Raw genomic sequence first — 20,721 nt, 5'->3', positions numbered from 1 at the left:
AAACCGAAGGATCTATCGCCGCCAAGAGGCACGAAACGGCTTGCGTAGCGTCTCGCAGCTAGTCCAGGTTTAGTTGGTTTATCGATACAGCCGGCGCGGAAATTGAGTTCGCTATATTTGCCCCGACATCTTTGCGATATCCAAAAAGTCAACCTAGATTCACTGGTTTGCCATCTGGCACGCTACTGGCTCGTTTTTGGGCCTAAATGCCACGTCAATGGTGGGGTAAGGAGGTTCGATTTCGCCGAAAAGTCAACGGAGGGGATCCTAAGTCGACAAATCACTTGAGTTTTGGGAATGATTGGGTAACAATCCAATAACAAATGGAATGCAGCCAGCTTTCTAGCCTCTCCTTGTCTTGTGCCGGCTCACGACTCGCCCGGAAGGTCTATTCGAAATGAACAGTTATGTTTCTCGCGCTCGTGTTGCGCGTCGCGGTTTTACGCTTGTTGAATTGTTAGTGGTGATTGCCATCATTGGCATCTTGGTCGGATTGACCCTGCCAGCAGTCCAGGCCGCTCGTGAAGCTGCCCGTCGTGCCCAGTGCCAGAACAACCTGAAGAACATCGGTCTCGCCCTGGCAAACTTCTCGACGCAGAAGCAAACCTTGCCAGTCGCTGTCGATCCCAACTATTTCACCTGGGTCTCGAAGATTCTCCCAGAGCTGGAACAGGGTAACCTGTACGAGAATCTCGACTTCACGACATCCGCCGCTGGCCAAACGTTTTTGACCACGCAGCTCGATATCCTGGTTTGCCCATCCGATCCAGAAACGGGCAACGCTGCCGCAACCGGCAACATCGGGATTTCCAACTACGCCGGTTCGGAAGGTTACCTGTCGGGTTTGGCCCAGCAGCAATGGAACAGCGGTGTATCGACGTCGGTTTCCGGTGGCACCGCTCGCCCTGCATTCTTCGACACCACTTCCAGCCCAAACTATCACGACCAGAAGGTTGATCTGGGCGGCATCTTCCGTCCAGACTTCGCCACAAACCTGGCCAAGGTGAAGGACGGTTTGTCCAACACGGTTTTGGTTGGTGAAGTCACCGCTGCTGGTTTCACTGGTGGTAATTTAACGAACACCAACTCGGGTGAGCCTGCGTTCATCACTTCGGGCAACGCTCGTTCGGCTCTGATTGGCGTCTACCCAACCAGCAGCTACACCACGACCACTACCACAGACGATGACGGCTACAAGCCTGGCGGCACGATTCCTCCTTCCAAGCTGTTTGCTCCGACCTACATCTCGGGCCAGCCAATCAACAGCCTGGAACGTAGTGCCTGCACGCCTCACAACGTCGAACAGGTTGTTATGGGCGACGGCTCGGTGAAGTCGCTGACCCTGACCATCGACAACAACGTCTGGATGCAGCTTTCCGCTATGTCGGACGGCACCGTCCTGGACGAATCGGCCTTCTAGTCGCCGATCAACAACACATAACCAACAAAAAAACGGGTGCGACTTATCGCACCCGTTTTTGTTTCTTGTCAGTCGAGAACCAAAGCCCTTAGTAGGCTTTGGCGATCACCATGCGACGCGTTACGTCCTGACCGGTGAAGAGGCACTTGCCTGGCTCTTCCGGGGCATCGACCGGGATGCAGCGAGCCGTCAGCTTCAGCTTCTTCAGCTCTTCTTCCACCTCCGGCACATCGGCACAGTGCACCATGGCAAAGCCGCCGTGGATCTCTGGCTTCTCGGCGTTCTTGCTCTTCGGCGTGAACCACTTCTTCAACTCGTCGACGCTGTCGATCGTGCGCGTGTTGTCCTCGCGCAGCTTCTTGGCCTTCTCGAATAAGTTGTCTTGCATTTCGGTCAGCATCGAAGCGATCTCGGCGACGAACTTGTCGACCGGGATGCCCTGCTTTTCCTTCGGAGTCTGATCGCGGCGGCCGACAAATACGCTGCCTGAGGCAACGTCGCGCGGGCCAACTTCGACTCGGACCGGAACGCCACGCTTGATGTGGTACCAGGTCTTCTCACCACCCCGCAGATCGCGGTCGTCGATCATGACGCGAATCGGCGATTGGTCGTACGTCTGAGCCTTCAGGTTGGCTTCCAGCGTCTTACAGTATTCGAGGACCGCGGCCTTCTCTTCGTCGTTGCGATAGATTGGCAGGATCACGATATGCTTCGGTGCCAGACGCGGCGGAATGACCAGCCCGTCGTCGTCGCTGTGGGTCATGATCAAGCCGCCCACCAAACGAGTCGAGACGCCCCACGAGGTCGTCCAGGCGAATTCTTCGGTGCCTTCAGCCGATTGGAATTTGATTTCCTGAGCCTTCGAGAAGTTCTGACCCAGGAAATGTGAAGTGCCGGCCTGCAATGCTTTCCGGTCCTGCATCATGGCTTCAATGCTGACGGTCAAGTCCGCCCCTGGGAAACGTTCCCAGGTCGGCTTTTCGCCCTTGATCACCGGCATTGCCATGTAGTTTTCAGCGAAGTCGGCGTAGACCTCGAGCATCTTGCGGGTCTCTTCCAGGGCCTCTTCCTTGGTGGCATGGGCGGTGTGCCCTTCCTGCCAGAGAAACTCGGCCGTTCGCAGAAACATCCGCGTACGAAGTTCCCAGCGGACCACGTTCGCCCACTGATTGATCAGGATCGGCAGATCGCGATACGACTGGACCCATTTGGCGTACATGGCACCAATGATCGTTTCGCTGGTAGGTCGGACGATCAGCGGTTCGTCCAACTTGCCGGCCGGGACCAGACCGCCGTCCGGGCCTGGTTCCAGGCGGTGATGCGTGACGACGGCACATTCCTTGGCAAAGCCTTCGACATGCTCGGCTTCCTTTTCCAGGAAGCTCATAGGAATAAATAGCGGGAAATAGGCGTTCTCGTGGCCGGTGTCCTTGAACATGCCATCGAGGACTTTCTGCATATTTTCCCAGATACCCCAGCCCCACGGCTTAATCACCATGCAGCCACGAACCGGCGAGACTTCCGCCAGGTCAGCGGCCTTGATGACCTGTTGATACCATTCGGGATAATCGACCTCTCGGGACGGGCTGATTGCGTTCTGGGGCGCTTTGGCCATGAGTCTGCCTATATTCGGAAACGTTAAAAGGGCGCGCATCCTCCGGTTAGGAGGAGACGCATTCTAAAAAATTCTCGAAGGTGGGGACAGCCGAGGTCCCGATGTGGCTGCGTGCAACCTGTTTGGCGGGACCTTGTTGGGAATGCAGGGTGAACCTAGAATCGCCTCCATCATCCCTCTCCGGGGGAGTGATCGAAACAGAAATCAGAGCGAAGACTAGAGAAGACAGGAACGAGGATGGCACGACGAAGCGTCACGCAACTCGGCGAAAACGAAAGCATCAACGAAGTTTACATCGCCTCCAGCAAGCAGTTGCGGCCTAACCGCCAAGGCAATCTCTATCTTCAGGTGCAACTCTCCGACAAGACCGGCATCGTCAATGCGATGATGTGGAACGCCAACGATTCGGTCTATAAGCGGTTCGAGGATGGCGACTACGTCCGAATCCAGGGAACCTCACAGTATTACAACGGCTCGATGCAGGTCATCGTTTCGCATATCGAAAAAATCGAAGCAAAGGATGTCGACGAGTCGGACTTCATGCAGATCGGCCCGCAGCGACGTGACGAATTGTTGCAAGAGCTGTCGGAACAGTTGCGATCCATCCGGAACATTCACCTCCGAAATCTGGCGGAATGCTTCCTGATCGATGAAGCCCTAATCGCCCGATTCCGCACCTCGCCCGCGGCGGTCAAGAATCATCACGCCTACGAAGGTGGTCTGCTCGAACACGTCGTCAGCTTGACCAAGGTGGCCAAGGCAATCGTGCCGTTCTATCCTCAGGTCGACGAAGACCTGTTGGTGATCGGCGTGCTGCTGCACGACATCGGCAAGGTCGACGAATTGAGCAGCGACAAGGGACTGGCCTACAGCGACGAAGGGCAACTGATTGGTCACCTGGTCAGTGGTGTGAGCATTGTCGATCAGCTCGTTCGCGCTTCGGAAAAACTAAGCGGCGAACCTTTCCCGAACGAACTGGCCCTGCGTATCAAGCACATGGTGGTCAGCCATCATGGCAAGCTGGAATACGGCAGCCCCAAGGTGCCGATGACGGCCGAAGCCTTGGCCCTGCACTACATCGACAGCCTCGATGCCCACATGCATGGGTTCGATCGCCTGCTGGCAGACGACGTGAACAGCGACAGCCGTTGGACTTCGTACAGCCCGCTGTTCGGGCGCAAGTTGTTCAAGGGTGGCGAAGCCTAATCGAGGCCAATCCGGCCTACGATTGCATCGGACGACATGTTTTCCACCTGAGATGTTCTGCAGATTCCAGGCGGCTCGTTGAGCCCATTTTCTTAGGCTGTCAGGCCCGGTTTGACCTCCTGACGGCCTCAAACGGAATACATAGTTGAAATATGGCAAGTTTTAAGTGCTTGCAGTCATAGTCTTTGCGAGAAACGCCGCGGAACTTTTGCTCTGCGTCGTTAAGCGGGAACTACACTCAATTACCAGAGCCAGATTTATCAGACCTTTATGGCTCATTCACTCCATCTCAACGTGTGCGTGTCATAACAGCTAACGTTCCAGAAGGTTGCCTTAAGCTTCCGTGCAGACTTCGGCAGGATCGCCTCAGGTCTCGCGGCCCCACAGTTGGCCCTTCTGAGTCATCAGACCTTCGATCAGGATGGAGCCTGTTACACCATGGGTGCCATGTCGCGCAATCGAGATCGGGTTAGAACACTATTTTTCAGCGATCTGCATCTGGGCTGTCCTTATGCTCGGGTCGAACCTTTTTTGGATATGCTGAATCAGCACGAACCACAATACATCTACATTGTGGGAGACTTCATCGATGGCTGGCGTTTGCGAAAGCGCTGGCACTGGGAACCCGTTTACAACGCGGTTCTGAGCCGACTGTTCGAGATGTCGCAGTCGGGCACGAAGATCTTCTACACGCCTGGCAATCACGACGACTTTCTGCGGAGCTTTCGCTTCAAGTTCGATTTCGTCGAGATCGCCGATCAGTTCATCCACCACTGCCCCAGCGGTCGCCGCATTCTGGTGACCCATGGCGACAAGTTCGATCAGGTCGAAAAGAAAGCCAAGTGGGTCTCGGTGCTCGGATCGTTTCTCTACGACTCGATCTGCTGGGCCGACGAGAAAGTCAATCGGTGGCGACGGCACTACAACCAGAGCCGTTGGCCACTGGCTGCTTCGATCAAACGCAAAGTGAAATCGGCGGTGCAGTTTGTCAGCGACTTTGAAGACACGTTGATGCTGCACGCCAAGTCGCTCGGTTGCCAAGGAGTGATTTGCGGGCATATTCACACGCCGGTCGTCGTCGAGAAGCATGGTGTGACCTACTACAACACCGGCGACTGGATCGAGAATGCGACCGCTCTGCTCGAGTACGAAGATGGACGATACGAGATTATCGAAGCTCCGCCTGAAACCAATCGGGACGTAGCCCAGGTAATCCCGTTAGATCCCGCCGAAGTCGAACGACGCCGGCAAGAATTGATGGCGGCTGCTTTAGGAGTTGACCTGCGGGGTATCGACGATGCCCCAGTATTGGCGGTCCCTCTGGCAAGCCAAAAGAACAATTAACGGTCTGCTTTCGTCACGGGATGACTGAAGCAGACCCTGCTAGGCATCGTCTCTGAAAACGAGGGACAGCCTTCCAATCGTTAGCAAGGTCCGCCACTGCCAGGGCCCATCACCGCAGGGCCGCGTGGTGTGAGGAGCACGCCGAAAAACCTTTGCGCACGGGGATTCGTCCCGCAACAATCATGGCGAAAATTTTCTACAGCATGTCGGGTGAAGGTCGAGGGCACGCAGCCCGTGTTCGTACGATGACCGAGCATCTTCGTCACGAACATGAGCTGGTATTGTTCGCGCCGAACGAAGCGTATGACTTCCTGGCTCCGATCTACAACACGCCGGAGATGACGGGGGTCGAAGTACGTCGTTTGCCAGGGCTCAAGTTTTATTACACGCAGCGTCGACTCGATCTGACGAAGTCGATTTTCCGCGGTTTGAACTTTTTGGGCGGGATGGGGCGTAACGTTCGCGAGACAGCGGCCATCTTAAAGAGTGAGCAGCCTGACCTGGTGGTTTCGGACTTCGAGCCGATTCTGCCGAAGGCGGCCCGCAAGTGCGGGATTCCGGTGGTCAGCCTGAACCATCAAGATTTTTTGGTGTCTTACGATTTAACCTCCCTTCCACCAAGCTTGCAGTGGTATGCTTGGGCAATGGGAATGGTCGTTCGGGCCCACCATGTCGACAAGCAGCAAACGGTCGTCTCGTCGTTCTTCACGCCGAACCTTCGACCAGGCTTCCACGATGTGGTTCAAGTTGGCCCCTTGCTCCGCCCTGACGTCTGTCGGGCCCAGCCATCGGAAGCTGGTTTCATCCTGTCTTACGTTCGCAAGGCGACCACCGACGACACGCTGGAGCTACTGAAGCTGTGCGATCGACCGGTGAAAGTGTATGGTTTGGGCAAACGCCCGGCGGATGGTCCTTTGACCTTCCATGAAATTGACGAACAACGATTTACTGAGGACTTTACAAACTGCGACGCGTTGATCGGCGCCGCAGGCAACCAATCGCTCGGCGAAGCGATCTATCTGGGCAAGCCGGTGTTGGCCCTGCCCGAATCTTCGCATCACGAGCAAATGATCAACTCTCACTTCCTGAAGCAAATGGGAGTGGGATCGTGGACGGCGATCGAATCGTTCGCCAAATCCCACCTGATTTCGTTTCTCGACGGACTCTCGAAATTCCGCGAGAACCTGGCCCAGTATCGAGGCCGAACTAACGGGAACCCGCCTGCTTTGGCGGCCATTCGGCAGCATCTGCCGACGAACTCGTTGGTCTAACAGACACCCCCATCGGACGTCGACCGCCCTGGGCCCAAGCATGGCCTGGGATGTCGGGGCGAAACCCGAAAAGCCCCTAAATGGGCTTAAAGAGGGGACCTTTACTTTTATCGAAATCGCCCCGAAGGCGTTTCGGCTAATTGCTCGCCACAGATGCGGGCTGTAAATTTGGAATATGGAAATAGAAGAAATCGAAGCAAAGTTACTGGGGCACGTTAATCAACCGAATTACCAGCCGGTAAAACCAAAAGTTATCGCCAAGAAGCTGGGGATCACGGAAGACGATCGAAAGCCATTCAAGCGAGCCCTGAAGCGGCTCATTCGCAAAGGGTTGGTTCGTTACGGATCCAATCATCTGGTCAAAAAGCCATCGGCTGAAGATGGCGAGAAACGAATCCTGGGACGCTATCAGCGAAACGCTAAGGGATTCGGATTCGTTCGCCCGCAATTCACGGCCGCCTCGAAGGGGCGAGATAACGACATCTTCATCCCGCCACGTCGTGGTAAAGACGCCGCCACCGGTGACCTGGTGGCCATTCGGACCTACATGGGACGCGGACTTGGGGGCGATCAACGCCTGTGCGGTGAAGTCGTCGAAGTCGTCGAACGCGAAACACATCGTTTCGTCGGCACCTACTACGAAACGCATGGCCTCGCCCTGGTTCAGGTCGACGGTCGCGTTTTCGCCGAGCCAATCTCGGTAGGCGATCCCGGGGCAAAGAACGCCCAGCCGGAAGACAAAGTTGTGATCGAAATGGTCCGCTTTCCGTCCCACGCCCATGATGGCGAAGCGGTCATCGTGGAAGTGCTGGGCAAACGCGGCGAGCCAGGCGTCGACCTGTTGTCGATCATCGTCGAGTACGACTTGCCTCGCGAATTCCCCGAAGATGCCTTGGAGGTCGCACGACAGCAAGGCGATCTGTTCGACGAATCGATCCCGGAAGGGCGCCGTGACTTTACGGCCGATACCGTGATCACCATCGACCCGATCGATGCCCGCGACTTCGACGACGCGATCAGCCTTGAACGGCTTGAGAACGGCCATTGGATTCTCGGCGTGCACATTGCCGACGTCTCGCACTTTGTGCCCGAAGGAAGTGCCTTGGATGCGGAAGCTCGTAACCGGGCAACCAGCGTCTACCTACCGGACAAAGTGATCCCGATGTTGCCGGAAACGATCAGCAACAATCTGGCAAGTTTGCAGCCGGATAAGGTTCGTTATACCCGCACGGCGATCATCGAGTTCACACCCGACGGGGCCCGTGTCGCGACGGACGTTTGTAAAGGAGCAATCCGCAGCAAACGCCGCTTCGCGTATGAAGAAGTCGACGAGTATCTCGCCGATCGCGAGCCTTGGAAAGAAAAGCTCACGCCGGAAGTCTTCTCGCTGGTCGGCCGGATGCACGAACTGGCCATGATGCTCCGCAAACGTCGATTCACGCGGGGATCGATGGAATTGAGCATGCCGGAAGTGAAGCTCGACATCAATAGCGATGGTCAAGTCACTGGTGCCCATACGGTCGAAAACACCGAGAGCCATCAGATCATCGAAGAGTTCATGCTCGCCGCGAATGAAGCAGTCGCCGAGGCCCTGGCCGATCGCGAACTGTTCTTCCTGCGACGTGTGCATGCTTCGCCAGACCCGAAGAAACTGGCCGACCTGACCGAGTTCGTTCGCGATCTGGGAATCGAGTGCGAAAGCCTCGAAAGCCGGTTCGAGATTATTCGCGTGCTGGAACAAGTGAAGGGCAAGCCCGAACAGGCCGCCGTCAACTACGCCGTGTTGCGCAGCATGCAGAAGGCGATTTACAGCCCCGAAGAGATCGGGCACTACGCCTTGGCAAGTGAAAACTATTGCCACTTCACCTCTCCGATTCGCCGGTATCCTGACCTGACGATTCACCGGATGTTCGACCTGATTGAAGAAGGGGTTCGTCCTCCACAAGACTTCGGTCAGATGCAGATCGAAGGCGAGCACTGCAGCGAGCGGGAACAGCGAGCCGCCGAGGCCGAACGAGAATTGGTGAAGATCAAGCTGCTGACCTACATGAGCACACGAATCGGCGAAGAAGTCGACGCCGTGATCACTGGGGTCGAGTCGTTCGGGCTGTTTGTCCAGTCCCTGGAAGTGCCGGCCGATGGCCTGGTGCGGATCGACTCGTTGAGCGACGACTTCTATCGCTACGACCAAACGACCCACAGTCTGGTGGGGCATCACGAGGGGAACTCGTTCCGCTTGGGCGATGTTATCACGGTGCGGATTGCCCGGGTCGACCTTGATCGACGTGAGCTCGACTACCAGTTCATCGAGAAAACTGGTCAGCAAAGCACCAAGCAGCCAGCCAAGTCACTGGGCGGGAAATCGGGGGGCGGCAAGTTCCGTCCGAAGGTGCAAGGCTCTGGCGTGAAGCTCTCGACTCAATCGAGCCGCCCGAAAAAGGGGGGCAGTCGAGGTCAAACCAAGTCGCAGAAAGGGACGCCCCCTTCGCGACCGAAGAAAGAGAAACGCTCGAAACGTCGTGGCCGTTAATACGGCCCGGCGTGGCGGTTCTTGTGGCTCTTCGGCTTCTCGGTAATACTTGCCAGTCGGTATTTCGTTTAAATCCCCCAGACAATCGCCCTATCCATGACGCACCCTTGGATCGCCGAACGCACGGCTTCTTTCGACTCGAGTGGTATCCGCAAGGTTTTCGACCTGGCGGCCAACATGACCGACCCGATCAACCTTTCGATCGGACAGCCTGATTTCGATGTACCTGAAGAGGTCAAGCAGGCCGCGATCGATGCGATTGAAGGTGGTCGTAATGGCTATGCATTGACCCAGGGGATGCCGATCCTGCGGGATAAGCTGCAGAGCCAGGTCGATGCCGAATATGGCCATTCGGATCGCAAGGTTTTTGTTTCGTCGGGAACCAGCGGCGGCCTCGTGCTGACGATGCTGGCGATGGTCAACCCAGGCGACGAAGTGATCATTTTCGATCCTTACTTCGTCATGTACGCCTCGTTGGTCAAGCTGGTTGGTGGGATTCCGGTCGTGTTGAACACTTACCCGGACTTCAAAATCGACGTCCAGAAAGTGGCCGATGCGATCACCCCCAAAACGAAGCTGATCTTGCTGAACAGCCCGGCCAATCCGACCGGCATTGTCGCCAAGAAGGAAGAAGTCGAAGCCCTGGCCAAGCTGGCGGCGGAGAAGAACATCGCGGTGATTTCCGACGAAATCTACCGTGTCTTCACCTACGACGACAGCTTCTGCTCGCCTGCTTCGTACAACGAGAACACGATCGTCATCGATGGTTTCTCGAAGAGCTACGGCATGACCGGTTGGCGTTTGGGCTTCGTCCACGGACCGGCAGCGATCATCGACACGATGATCAAACTGCAGCAGTACACCTTCGTGTGTGCTCCGCAGCCAGTGCAGTGGGCAGGTGCGGCGGCGATGGAAGTCGACATGTCGGCTCACGTCGACGCTTATCGCGTGAAGCGTGACAAGCTGATTGACGGATTGTCCGATTTGTACGAGATTGCCCGGCCTGAAGGCGCCTTCTATGTCTTCCCGAAGGCTCCCTGGGGAACCGGTTCCGAGTTCGTTGCCAAGGCGATCGAGAACAACCTGCTGATCATTCCTGGCAATATCTTCAGCGGACAGAACACCCACTTCCGGATTTCGTATGCCGCATCGGACGAAACGATTGATCGCGGGATCGAAGTTTTGCGCAAACTTGCCAAGCAAGGTTAGTTAAACGCGGCATTCAACGGAAAGAAGTCGGCCTCAATTCTCAGGCCGGCTTAGGGATGCGACAGGAATGGCATCGAAGGTTGTTCGGATTCGATGCCGTTGAGACGGGCGAGAATGTCTTGCAGGATGCGCTGTTCCAGCAAAACGTCGCGGCAAAGAGGAATCCAGCCGTCGGTCTGTGGCCCTTCTTCCTCGGTGCTGTTGCCGCTACGGAGCGTGCCGTCGAAGCGAATATCGTTCAGTGTCGACTGGGTATTCGATGGTCCGTTGACATCTTCCAGCTCTTTGTGGACTTCCACTCCGATGAAATAGCCGCCACCTTCCGGCATCACGCGAACGATACAACGTCGGCGGATCACCTGCAGGGTGCTTTCGAGTTTCTCGTAGCCACGCGTTGAATCGGTGTGCCATGGCTCGAATATAGTGCTGCCGATTCGCGGGTATGTTTCCAAGCGGCCTTCAGTAAGCTGACCGGCGACCATGCGAACGCGTTGCTCGCGGCGGATCTTGAAGTGGTTGTCGACGGCGTCAACGACCTGATCCCACATCAGATCGTGATCACGGATCTGAACGAAGTGAGGATTCTCGACCGGAGCCGCGGGCGCACTTCCAGCGTGATGCATCAGCGGCACAAAGCTGCTGCACCCGAAACTGCTAATCAGCAGCGAACAGATTAGTGGCATCCACCGCGCCAAGTCGGAACTCCATTTCCTTAAAACATTGGGGGTGGCGGAGTTTGACGAATCGCACGCTTGGCAGCAAGGTCAAAAACCAGCCGTGCTAGCAAAGCCTTCGCGCATAGAAAAAGGCCGCAACAAACGTCACGGCCTGATTCGCGTTTTCTGGTGGTTTTTGGGCGGGAAACGCTTACCCGTAGTTTTCGTCCATGCCCAGTCGCATGCGCAGTTCTTCAAACTGCTGCTGGTATCGCTGGCACGATGAATGGACGTGTTCCGCTTCCGTGATGAACTTCATCTCGGCATTCGGGTAGACGTCGCGACCGATGAAGGCGGCTTCAAACGGTTTCAGTTCGTTGCCATAGACGATCAACAGCTTGTGTTCGTCGAATTGAACTTCCAGCGGACTGTGTGGATTCAGGACCGCGATGCCCGTGCAGCCGTCGTTCAGCAGCAGTTCTTCGTAGTCCCACAAAATACTCTTCAGCACCGGTAGGTCGATATGTTCTCGATACATATCGCCACCATCGGACGATTCGCGGAAGTGGCTCGATTCGAGGACCACGTCCACTTCGTTACCTAGTGGATCCAGCAAATCCATGAACGTTTCGAACAAGTTCGATCGGGTGGCGCTCCCCATCAGCACAGGAACCGTGCTGCCGGTTTGATCGTCGCGATAGACCTCGCGGCGAAAACCCTGCGTGGGAACAACCTTCAGGTCGAACGAAGGGCGGACAGCTTCGGTTAGTTCGAAGCCGTTATAGCTGCCTACGTCCAGGTGTGCTTCCAATTGTTCTTCCGACAGATGCTCGAAACTGTTGCCCATTCGGCCCAGTTCGTTCTCGTGGAAGACGCTTTTGAAAAATCTTTTTAAGAAGCCCATGAGTGACCTCTGCTCCGGTTGTCCAGGCTCGGTTGGGACGCCTCAGTTTCCCTTCCAAGTTGTTCACTTTTGTCTCATGAAATCCTAGGTTGGATTTCGTCGCGTGGTGCCGATATTTGTGCATCCGTTTGCGGCAAGGCGCTGCACTCGGTCGGAAGCTCACTAAGGAGGGCGGTGATGAGTTTCCTCACGCGGTTCTTACGAGAACATAGCATCGTAAAATGGGTCATCTTTTGACCTTACGGTACAAATTTGGAATTCTGTTGCCACTAATTTCTGGCGCTCAAAACCGCAGCGACTCGGGGGGAACACGCAGCCTGTACCCCTGCTCTATCGCTACGACCGGCAGAGACTTCACCAGCCACGTTGCATTTGACCTGCCGACCCTCTCGGGTGAATCATTGGGGCAACGCATGTTGCGTTTGGTATACTTTTCCATGAGGACGCATGTCGCTTTTCGGAATCCTTTTCACCCCACCTGCCACATGAACTCCCCCCGTCGATGCCTTCCATGGATGTTATTGCTCGGGTTCGTCTGGAGCGGTCTTACCGGTTGTGACGATCCCCAGGCTCCCAGTCCCACTTCACCGACGACTGAGAAGGTGGAATCTCGCGAGGAAACCTGGGGAGCCGTTGTTCTGAAGGGAGAAAAAATTGGCCACATGCGGCAACAGATCGAGCATCTCACCTTCGGCGAAACTTCTCTGGTTCGCACCACGACGGTCGAACAAATGACCCTGATGCGGTCGGGGCAGCCGCTGAAAATCGTTCTCGAGAACGTCTATCTCGAATCTCCCCAGGGGGAACTGCAGAAATTCACGACCAAGATGAGCCAGGCTGGCTCGTCGGTTCGATACAGCGGCGATGTCTCGGCGGATGGCAAATCGCTGACGATTGTTACCTACAAACCAAGTGGTGAAGTCGCCAACCGCGATAAGATTGTCTGGGAACCCTCTGCTGGCGGTCGGTTTCGCTTCCATCAACTGTTTACCGACCCTCCGCTGAAGCCGGGCGATACCGTCGAGGCAAGTGTGCTGATGCCGGCCCTCAATCGAGCCGGCAAGACAACCGTCACGGCAATCGACAAAGAAGAAGTCACGCTTTTGGATGGCTCGAAGCAGTCGCTGCTGAAAGCCAAAGTGATGGAACAGCCCTCCAAAGACGTGCAGATGGAGTCGTTCTATTGGCTCGACGAAACAGGCCAAATGGTGAAAAGCTTCGCTCCGGCTCAGCAGTTTGAACTCTTTCGCTGCTCGAAGGAGTTCGCCTTAAGCCCCAATAAAGAAGTCTCTTTCGACTGGGCACTCGATACGATTGTGCCAGCTCCAGGGATGCCAAAAGAAGATCGCGACCAACTCGATAAGCTTGGCTATCGCGTGACGTTGACCGCGGGCGATCCGGCGAAAGTGTTCGCTAATGAAGGGAATCAGGCCGTCAAAGCAATCGATGACCACGCGGCGGAATTGGCGGTTTACCGGGTGCCGGCCGAAGGAAAACTGCCGGCCGGATTGCCGGCCATGCAGGCTCCCGTGGCCGCCGATCGCGAGGCGAGCCCGCTCGTACAGGTAAGCGATCCCGCGGTGAAGGCGCTGAGCGATCAGGTTGCTTCCCTGAAAGGGACGCCGTCCGAGCGAGCAATTGTCCTAGAAAAATTCGTGCATCAAACGATTCAAGAGAAGAACTTTTCGCAAGGCTTCCTGTCGGCGGCAGAAGTCGCCCAGGCCAAGGTTGGCGACTGTACGGAACATTCGGTGCTATTGATCGCCTTGCTGCGTGCCCAGGGGATTCCTGCACGGGGAGCGATGGGGCTCGTCTACGTTGATTACGGCGAGAAACATGGTTTCGCCTATCACATGTGGACCGAGGCCTGGGTCGGCGATCGCTGGCTGCCGCTCGATGCGACACGTGGCAAGGGAGGAATCGGCGTCGACTATATCAAGGTCACGCAAACAAACCTCAGCGGTTCGGACGCCTTCGCAGCGTTCCTGCCGGTCTCGCAGGTCGTGGGGCAACTGAAAGTCGAAGTCGCCCCGTAAGCCTTACTTCGACGCGATATACTCCGCGACGGACGCGAGAAGCGGATTGATTGTCTTCTCTTGGATGTCATGCGGAGGATTCCACGGCAGCCACTTGGCATCGCCATGCTCAGTCAGTTTCAATTCGACGTCACGATCGAGTCGAGCCAGAAAGTAAACAACCGTCTTCAACGCATCCGCGCCGCCAAACTTCTTTTTGTAGCTGACGACGTACTGCAGTTCGTAACGGAAGCTGGGGTCGACGGTGATATCGTCGGCGGTGATTCCCGTTTCTTCTTCCAGCTCGCGCAGGGCACATTGCATGTCCGTTTCCCCTTCGTCGACGTGACCCTTGGGCAGGTCCCAACGCGACGGGTGCTTCATTAGCAGAAACGATTCGATCGGGTCGCCTTTGACTATCAGAAAGCCACAAGCCCTGGTTTGCGGCATCGAGGATTCAGACATGTGATTAGACTTACTTCTCTTCCTTGGGTTGGTCTTCCGGAAACGTAAAGTCGGCGATGAACAACTGGCTGCTGTGATCGTCGGTCCGGGTACTGGTCCACATCAACTTGGTGCCATCGGGTGAAAACACGGGCAGAACATCGGCAGCCGCGCTGTCGGTGATTCGCGTGATCGGCCCCGGTTTGATGGCGTCTTCGGTTTCTTCGTACTTCATCAACCAAAGGTCGTAGTTCGGACGACCTGGCTGCGAGTGATCAGCACCAGCCCAGATAATATAAGGCTTCGTTGGGTGCCAATAGGGGGCCCAATTCACGCCGACGTTATCGGTCAGCGGAAACTCTTTTTCGCCATCGACCGAGATCACGTAGATCTGCAGGAATCCCTCTTCTTTGCGATCGCTGCGGAACACAATCCATTTGCCGTTGGGCGAAATGAATGGGCCTCCGTCGTAGCCTTTGGCGTTGGTAAGTTGCTTCAGGTTCTTGCCGTCGGCATCCATGATGTACAGGTCCGGATCGCCATCGCGGTCGCTGCAGAAGGCGATCTTCTTGCCATCGTACGAGAACGCTCCTTCAGCGTCGTAGCCTTGGGCGTCGGTCAATTGGGTGAGTTCGCCGCTGGCCAGGTCTTTCACATAGATTTCCGTGTACGGATCGAAGTCCCACGAGTATCGACGACGCTGGCCTGACTTGCGTTCTTCTTCCTGACGGGCGATTTCTTCGTTCTCGGTCTTGGTCATGTTCGGATCGGCATGACTGCTGGCGAACAAGATCTTCTTACCGTCGATGCTGAAGTAGGCACACGTCGTACGGCCACGACCGGTGCTGATCAGCTTCGGTTCTCCCCCGGCGAGTGGCTGGGTGTAGATCTGGTAGAAGGGATATTGAGGAGGCACGGCCTGATAAACGATCTGCTTGCCATCGGGCGAGAAGTAGCCTTCGCCTGCTTTGACCATCCCCGAGGTTACCTGGCGGACATTGGAAAGGTACTTCGACTCGATCGAAGGAGGCGACTGGGCCTCTTGGGCGAAGCTGGTGCCGACCATCGTCAACGCGGCGGCGACTGCCAGGGAAAGAGGTACCAGTGGCGAAAATGCTCGAGGAATTAAGGTCATCGAAGCGGCTCCTGGGTGAGATCGTTGGCAGGCTGGTTGGGAGTTCACTGACTTCATTATAGGCAGGAGGCAACCGCCCGTCGGGGCACGAGGGCAACATACCTACCGAAAAAAGTGGAAGGAACTGGAGTTATCTACTTTACGCGAAGGCTGGCTCCACCTATTTTTTGTACTGACTAATTGCAAATTCCGCATCAGGCAAAACGCTGGGACTTCTCTAAGGCCCTGGCGGCGGAAGCAAGTCACTACGAGCGCGATGATCCAGGCAAATCATCAGGCGGCGCGCGTCCCTACTCACACAATTTGTTTTTTCTTTGTTCGAGGTGGAGATTCATGCGCACGTATTTCCTTCGCGGGCTGCTGGCCTGCGCGCTGGTTGGCCTGATTGCTACCCAGTTTCTTGTTACTTCCGTAGTCGCTCAAACTACGACGGAAGCTTCGCCCGAGGTCTCGGAACCTCGCGAAGTCGTTCCTGTCGAGGCTGGGAATACGAACGAGGTGGAAGTTCCAGAAGAGGAGGCGCCCGGCCTCGATTCCGGCGACAATGCCTGGATGCTGACATCCAGCGCGTTGGTCTTGTTCATGACCGCCCCCGGTCTGGCAATGTTCTACAGCGGTCTGGTCCGCAAGAAGAACGTCTTGGGCGTGATGATGCAGTGCTTGTTCCTGATGGGGCTGATGACGGTGGTCTGGAGCCTGTGGGGCTACACCCTTTCGTTTGGTGGCGACCACCCCTACATCGGCAACATGGAATTCCTGTTCATGGAAAACGTGCAGCCGGCCTACGATGCCGAACTGGGCGAGCCGGTCACGCCGATGCACGGGACGATTCCCGAATACACGTTCATGCTGTTCCAAGGCATGTTCTTCATCATCACCCCTGCCCTGATCTGCGGTGCCTTTGCCGAACGGATGAAGTTCTCGGCGATGGCAGTGTTCTCGATCTTGTGGGGAACGCTCGTTTATTGCCCACTGTGTCACTGGGTTTGGGACGGCGGCATTCTGGCTTATGGCGAACCTTCCTCGCTGGCTGGTGGGGCTCTCGACTTTGCCGGCGGCACGGTCGTGCATATCAGCTCGGGCATCTCAGCCCTGGTTTGTGCGATCTTCGTGGGCAAGCGTTTGGGCTATGGTCACGACGACATGCGTCCTCATAACCTGACCTACACCACCCTGGGCGCTGCGATGCTGTGGGTTGGCTGGTTCGGTTTCAACGCCGGTAGTGCCGGTGCCGCCGACGCATTGGCCTCGAACGCCTTTGCCGTGACCCACTTCTCGGCTGCCGCTGGTGCGGTGGCTTGGGCGCTAATGGAATGGATCCAACGCGGCAAGCCAAGCGTCCTGGGGTGTGCCTCGGGGGCGGTTGCGGGACTGGTTTGTATTACCCCTGCAGCTGGCTTCGTGTTGCCGATGCCTGCCCTGGCGATGGGAGCGGCAGCTGGTATCGTCTGTTATTACACCTGTACGGTGCTGAAGCAGCAGATGGGTTACGATGACTCGCTGGACGCATTTGGCGTGCATGGCGTAGGCGGAACTCTCGGCGCGGTACTGACCGGCGTATTCGCTACGCGTAACGTGATGGGTGGTGAACCAATCGGCCTTTACGAGGGTGGCGGAGTCTCCCTGCTGATTGGACAAGTTGTGGCCGTTTTGGTTACGGTTGCATTTTCGGTCTTCGCAACCGCGTTTTTGTTGAAGCTGATCGATGTGCTGATTGGCTTGCGAGTGACTCAAGAAAGCGAAATTCGTGGCCTCGATATCTCCGAACATGGAGAAGAAGGCTACATTTTCAGCTAAAGACACATGCTCTGAACTTTGCATAACCCCACTCCACCAGACCGAGCCGGACGGACACGGCTCGGTCCTCAGGACAGATCCAAGACGCACCAGGAGATATACGGATGAAAAAAGTTGAAGCGATTATTCGCCATTTCAAATTGGATGACGTCAAAAACGCGTTGAGCGAGCAAGGTGTCTTCGGTATGACCGTCATCGAGGTGGCCGGGTATGGTCGCCAGAAGGGGCATACCGAGACCTATCGCGGTACAGAATACGCAGTCGATTTCGTTCCTAAGAAGAAAATCGAAATCGTCTGCAGCGACGAAAACCTGCAAAAGGTGATCGACACCATTCTGCGGACCGCTCAGACAGGCCAGATTGGGGATGGCAAGATCTTTGTCACCAATCTAGAAGACAGCATCCGGATTCGAACCGGAGAGACGGGCCAAGACGCCATTTGAATGAGTTCTGGCAACTAAAATAAAAACTATGACAACGGCGCTCCTAATTTGATCGGCGCCGTTTTTTTTCAGTTCGAGGCGAGAAGAAAGTTTCATGGCAGCACTGCGACTTCGCGAATCGGTTATCGCGGCCAAACAAAAGCTGGCGACGGATCGCGAGAAACTGAAGCGGCAACATGAAGCGGGAACGCCCGGTGTGCAGCTTTGTGCGCAGATCACCGACTGCTTCGATTCGATCATTCTCGACCTGGTGAACGCCGCGGCGAATGATGTCGAAGGGTTCACTCCCGAGAAGGTGCTGGCCAACCTGGCGATCGTGCCACATGGTGGCTACGGTCGTCGCGATACGGCCCCCTACTCCGATATCGACTTGATGATTCTGCACGAGCCAACTTTCCGTGAACCGGCGATCCGGTTCACCAAGCGTCTGCAGCAAGATGTCTTCGACGTCGGGCTGATCCTGGGTCATAGCTTGCGGACGCCATCACAAGCCACCTCATTCGCGCTCTCGGATGCCACGATTTTTACGTCGCTGGCAGAGAATCGTTACCTGGCTGGTAGCGTCAGTTTGTTTCGTCGCTTCGCCGAGCCATTCCGTCGCAAGGCTCGCTTGAACTTCCGTCGCTTGTACAAAGCGATCATGAAGTCGCGTGACGAAGAACGGGCCCAGTATGGCGAAGTGGTCCACATGCTCGAACCGAACATCAAGCGTTCGAGCGGAACCTTGCGTGGAATCCAAATGGTGCGCTGGCTTGGCTTCGCCCGATATGGTGAAAACGAACTCGACGCATTGAACCGCGTTGGTGCCATCTCCGACAAAGACCGTAAGAGTCTGCGAGATGCTCGCGAATACCTGCTGCGGCTGCGAAATGAATTGCACTTCCACGCTGGCAAGTCATCTGATCTTCTCGATCGTGCCGAGCAGATTCGCATTGCTGAACTGTACGGCTACGAAGGAACCGAAGGGTTGCTGCCGGTCGAGCAGTTCATGCAAACCTACTTTGAACATACCAGCGGTGTTCGTGACGCCGCTCGGCATTTTATCGCCTCGATTCGACCGCAATCGATCTTCCTGTCGGTGCTTGGTCCGGTGATGACGCGACGTGTCGACCGCGATTTTCACGTCGGTCCTTACCGCATCAGTACCTCGCGACGCTGGAAGCAGCGCCGGGCCGGGCAACTGGATGAAGTGCTCGAACTGATGATCGCCGCGAATCGCTTTGGCCGGCATATCGATCACCCGACCTGGGAAGTCATTCGTCGTAAATTCCAAGGCAACGTCGATGTCGAGCTGACCGAAACGACACGCAAGTTGTTTCTGTCGTTGCTGGCCGAACCAGGCCGCCTCGGCGAACTTCTCCGTCGGCTTCATGAGTTACGCCTGCTCGAGAAGATCGTTCCCGATATGGCCCATGCTCGCTGCTTGCTGCAGTTCAATCAGTATCACAAATACACGGTTGATGCCCACTGCATCAAAACGGTGGAATGTGCGTGCGGATTCTTGAACCGGGACGACATGCTCGGTGACGTTTATCGTTCGATCAAGAAGAAGTGGCTGTTGCATCTTGCCCTGCTGATTCACGATCTCGGAAAAGGTTTTCCGGAAGATCACAGCATTGTTGGTGCTCGGATTGCGGAAGAAGTGGCCGACCGTTTCTGGCTATCGCCGCAAGATAAAGAGACCCTGGTGCACTTGGTGCTGTACCACTTGCAGATGTCGCACCTGGCATTTCGCCGCGATACTTCGGACGAACAACTCGTCTTGCGATTCGCCATGGACAACGGTCCTGCCGAACGTTTGAAAATGTTATACGTCCTGACCTGTGCCGACTTTGCCGGCGTCGGTCCCGGCACGTTGAACGACTGGAAAGTTCGCGTTCTTACCGATCTTTATCGACGTTCCATGTTGCACCTGGGTGGTGACGATACGCTCGATACCGTTCAGCAGCGGCGTAAAAAACTGGATGCCCTGGCGTCGCTGGTTCGTGGTCATCAAAACGAAGACTGGTTTAAGCGGGTGATCGATTCGCTGCCAGATGGTTTCCTCCGCGAGACCCCTGCCTCGCAGATCATTAACGACCTGGAACAACTCCAGGCGATGCGCGACGATTCGCCAATGGTGACCTGTTTGTATCGCGAGGACCGCGGGGTCCTTGAAATTACGATCGGCACGCGGGAAGCATTGATGCAGGGAGTATTTCATCGCCTGACCGGTGCGGTAACCAGCCAACGCATGACGATTCTGGCGGCCGAAATTAACACGCTGGCTGATGGCCTCGTGTTGGACCGTTACTTCGTGCAAGACAAAGATCACGAAGGAGAACCGCCGGCCGAACGTCTGGAAGATATCTGTCAGCGGATTCGGAAGTACCTGACCGATCCGGCCGATCAAGCTCCAACGTTCACTTCGACGTGGACATCACGGAACCAGCGGATGGCGGAAGAAGCGATCTCGATTCCAACCGATATCAAGATCGACAACGAGACCGCCGAGAACTATACGATCGTCGAAGTCTTCACCCAGGACCGTCAAGGACTGCTGTATCAGATTAGTCGGCTGCTTTTTGAGATGGGGCTAAGTGTTCACGTGGCACGCATCACGACCCATCTCGATCAGGTCGTCGACGTCTTCTATGTCACCGATGCGGACGACAAGAAGATCTTTGATGACAAGCGACTCGACGGGATCAAGTTGGCACTGCGAGAATCGCTGGCTGAACAAAACTCGTAAA

General features: G+C 56.0%; 15 protein-coding genes. 10 read left to right on the top strand and 5 right to left on the bottom strand.

What is annotated here, in order from left to right:
• Nucleotides 1-397: 397 nt before the first annotated feature.
• Nucleotides 398-1,420: a DUF1559 family PulG-like putative transporter gene (locus tag ABD890_RS04345; RefSeq protein ID WP_345086246.1), complete on the top strand. Its 1,023-nt coding sequence runs from the start codon at nucleotides 398-400 to the stop codon at nucleotides 1,418-1,420.
• Nucleotides 1,421-1,508: 88 nt separating this feature from the next.
• On the opposite strand, the gene proS is transcribed toward ABD890_RS04345, so the two are convergent.
• The gene (gene proS / locus ABD890_RS04340) at nucleotides 1,509-3,035 is read right to left on the bottom strand and encodes a proline--tRNA ligase (RefSeq protein WP_345086244.1); all 1,527 of its coding nucleotides are present in this window, start codon (nucleotides 3,033-3,035) and stop codon (nucleotides 1,509-1,511) included.
• 237 nt (nucleotides 3,036-3,272) lie between these two features.
• Between proS and ABD890_RS04335 the strand changes: the two genes are divergently transcribed.
• From ABD890_RS04335 to ABD890_RS04315, 5 genes are all read left to right on the top strand, one after another.
• Nucleotides 3,273-4,241 (top strand): 3'-5' exoribonuclease YhaM family protein, encoded by a 969-nt coding sequence (locus tag ABD890_RS04335; protein WP_345086242.1) that lies wholly within the window; start codon nucleotides 3,273-3,275, stop codon nucleotides 4,239-4,241.
• Between the two features lie 438 nt (nucleotides 4,242-4,679).
• On the top strand, nucleotides 4,680-5,585 hold the full coding sequence (locus ABD890_RS04330) for a UDP-2,3-diacylglucosamine diphosphatase (RefSeq protein WP_345086240.1): 906 nt from the start codon (nucleotides 4,680-4,682) through the stop codon (nucleotides 5,583-5,585).
• A 182-nt stretch (nucleotides 5,586-5,767) separates the two neighbouring features.
• Nucleotides 5,768-6,856, top strand: a complete 1,089-nt coding sequence (locus tag ABD890_RS04325) for a glycosyltransferase family protein (RefSeq protein ID WP_345086238.1) — start codon at nucleotides 5,768-5,770, stop codon at nucleotides 6,854-6,856.
• A 175-nt stretch (nucleotides 6,857-7,031) separates the two neighbouring features.
• Nucleotides 7,032-9,386, top strand: coding sequence for a ribonuclease R (rnr, locus tag ABD890_RS04320; protein WP_345086236.1), 2,355 nt, complete (start codon nucleotides 7,032-7,034; stop codon nucleotides 9,384-9,386).
• A gap of 96 nt (nucleotides 9,387-9,482) precedes the next feature.
• Nucleotides 9,483-10,595, top strand: a complete 1,113-nt coding sequence (locus tag ABD890_RS04315) for a pyridoxal phosphate-dependent aminotransferase (protein WP_345086234.1) — start codon at nucleotides 9,483-9,485, stop codon at nucleotides 10,593-10,595.
• A gap of 50 nt (nucleotides 10,596-10,645) precedes the next feature.
• Here the strand turns inward: ABD890_RS04315 and ABD890_RS04310 are convergent, their stop codons facing one another.
• Together ABD890_RS04310 and ABD890_RS04305 are read right to left on the bottom strand one after the other, a co-directional pair.
• The gene (locus ABD890_RS04310) at nucleotides 10,646-11,278 is read right to left on the bottom strand and encodes a hypothetical protein (protein WP_345086232.1); all 633 of its coding nucleotides are present in this window, start codon (nucleotides 11,276-11,278) and stop codon (nucleotides 10,646-10,648) included.
• Nucleotides 11,279-11,462: 184 nt separating this feature from the next.
• On the bottom strand, nucleotides 11,463-12,098 hold the full coding sequence (locus tag ABD890_RS04305) for a hypothetical protein (protein ID WP_345086230.1): 636 nt from the start codon (nucleotides 12,096-12,098) through the stop codon (nucleotides 11,463-11,465).
• Nucleotides 12,099-12,817: 719 nt separating this feature from the next.
• Here ABD890_RS04305 and ABD890_RS04300 point away from each other — a divergent pair.
• Nucleotides 12,818-14,191 carry a transglutaminase-like domain-containing protein gene (locus ABD890_RS04300; RefSeq protein WP_345086228.1) on the top strand — a complete coding sequence of 458 codons (1,374 nt, stop codon included), beginning with the start codon at nucleotides 12,818-12,820 and terminating at the stop codon, nucleotides 14,189-14,191.
• A 3-nt stretch (nucleotides 14,192-14,194) separates the two neighbouring features.
• Here the strand turns inward: ABD890_RS04300 and ABD890_RS04295 are convergent, their stop codons facing one another.
• A complete protein-coding gene (locus ABD890_RS04295) occupies nucleotides 14,195-14,635 on the bottom strand; it encodes a bis(5'-nucleosyl)-tetraphosphatase (RefSeq protein WP_345086226.1) in 441 nt (146 codons plus the stop codon).
• Nucleotides 14,636-14,645: 10 nt separating this feature from the next.
• Nucleotides 14,646-15,749 carry a biopolymer transporter Tol gene (locus tag ABD890_RS04290; RefSeq protein ID WP_345086224.1) on the bottom strand — a complete coding sequence of 368 codons (1,104 nt, stop codon included), beginning with the start codon at nucleotides 15,747-15,749 and terminating at the stop codon, nucleotides 14,646-14,648.
• 333 nt (nucleotides 15,750-16,082) lie between these two features.
• Between ABD890_RS04290 and ABD890_RS04285 the strand changes: the two genes are divergently transcribed.
• The 3 genes from ABD890_RS04285 to glnD all read left to right on the top strand — a co-directional run bounded on the left by ABD890_RS04285 (nucleotide 16,083) and on the right by glnD (nucleotide 20,720).
• Entirely contained in the window at nucleotides 16,083-17,546 is a 1,464-nt protein-coding gene (locus tag ABD890_RS04285; protein WP_345086222.1) for an ammonium transporter, read from the top strand.
• 104 nt (nucleotides 17,547-17,650) lie between these two features.
• Complete coding sequence (locus tag ABD890_RS04280) at nucleotides 17,651-17,989, top strand: P-II family nitrogen regulator (protein ID WP_345086220.1); 339 nt, start codon at nucleotides 17,651-17,653, stop codon at nucleotides 17,987-17,989.
• A 94-nt stretch (nucleotides 17,990-18,083) separates the two neighbouring features.
• A complete protein-coding gene (gene glnD / locus ABD890_RS04275; RefSeq protein WP_345086218.1) occupies nucleotides 18,084-20,720 on the top strand; it encodes a [protein-PII] uridylyltransferase in 2,637 nt (878 codons plus the stop codon).
• The last annotated feature ends 1 nt before the right edge of the window (nucleotide 20,721 follow it).

The sequence above is a fragment of the Bremerella cremea genome, assembly GCF_039541315.1.
Taxonomy (GTDB): Bacteria; Planctomycetota; Planctomycetia; order Pirellulales; family Pirellulaceae; genus Bremerella; species Bremerella cremea.
The sequence above is the reverse complement of the archived record's forward strand: the minus strand, read 5'-3'. Positions and strand labels throughout refer to the sequence as shown.

Coding starts and splice junctions, on each gene's coding strand:
- ABD890_RS04345 (WP_345086246.1), top strand. CDS start 398: ATGAACAGTTATGTTTCTCGCGCTCGTGTTGCGCGTCGCGGTTTTACG.
- proS (WP_345086244.1), bottom strand. CDS start 3,035: ATGGCCAAAGCGCCCCAGAACGCAATCAGCCCGTCCCGAGAGGTCGAT.
- ABD890_RS04335 (WP_345086242.1), top strand. CDS start 3,273: ATGGCACGACGAAGCGTCACGCAACTCGGCGAAAACGAAAGCATCAAC.
- ABD890_RS04330 (WP_345086240.1), top strand. CDS start 4,680: ATGGGTGCCATGTCGCGCAATCGAGATCGGGTTAGAACACTATTTTTC.
- ABD890_RS04325 (WP_345086238.1), top strand. CDS start 5,768: ATGGCGAAAATTTTCTACAGCATGTCGGGTGAAGGTCGAGGGCACGCA.
- rnr (WP_345086236.1), top strand. CDS start 7,032: ATGGAAATAGAAGAAATCGAAGCAAAGTTACTGGGGCACGTTAATCAA.
- ABD890_RS04315 (WP_345086234.1), top strand. CDS start 9,483: ATGACGCACCCTTGGATCGCCGAACGCACGGCTTCTTTCGACTCGAGT.
- ABD890_RS04310 (WP_345086232.1), bottom strand. CDS start 11,278: ATGCCACTAATCTGTTCGCTGCTGATTAGCAGTTTCGGGTGCAGCAGC.
- ABD890_RS04305 (WP_345086230.1), bottom strand. CDS start 12,098: ATGGGCAACAGTTTCGAGCATCTGTCGGAAGAACAATTGGAAGCACAC.
- ABD890_RS04300 (WP_345086228.1), top strand. CDS start 12,818: ATGCGGCAACAGATCGAGCATCTCACCTTCGGCGAAACTTCTCTGGTT.
- ABD890_RS04295 (WP_345086226.1), bottom strand. CDS start 14,635: ATGTCTGAATCCTCGATGCCGCAAACCAGGGCTTGTGGCTTTCTGATA.
- ABD890_RS04290 (WP_345086224.1), bottom strand. CDS start 15,749: ATGACCTTAATTCCTCGAGCATTTTCGCCACTGGTACCTCTTTCCCTG.
- ABD890_RS04285 (WP_345086222.1), top strand. CDS start 16,083: ATGCGCACGTATTTCCTTCGCGGGCTGCTGGCCTGCGCGCTGGTTGGC.
- ABD890_RS04280 (WP_345086220.1), top strand. CDS start 17,651: ATGAAAAAAGTTGAAGCGATTATTCGCCATTTCAAATTGGATGACGTC.
- glnD (WP_345086218.1), top strand. CDS start 18,084: ATGGCAGCACTGCGACTTCGCGAATCGGTTATCGCGGCCAAACAAAAG.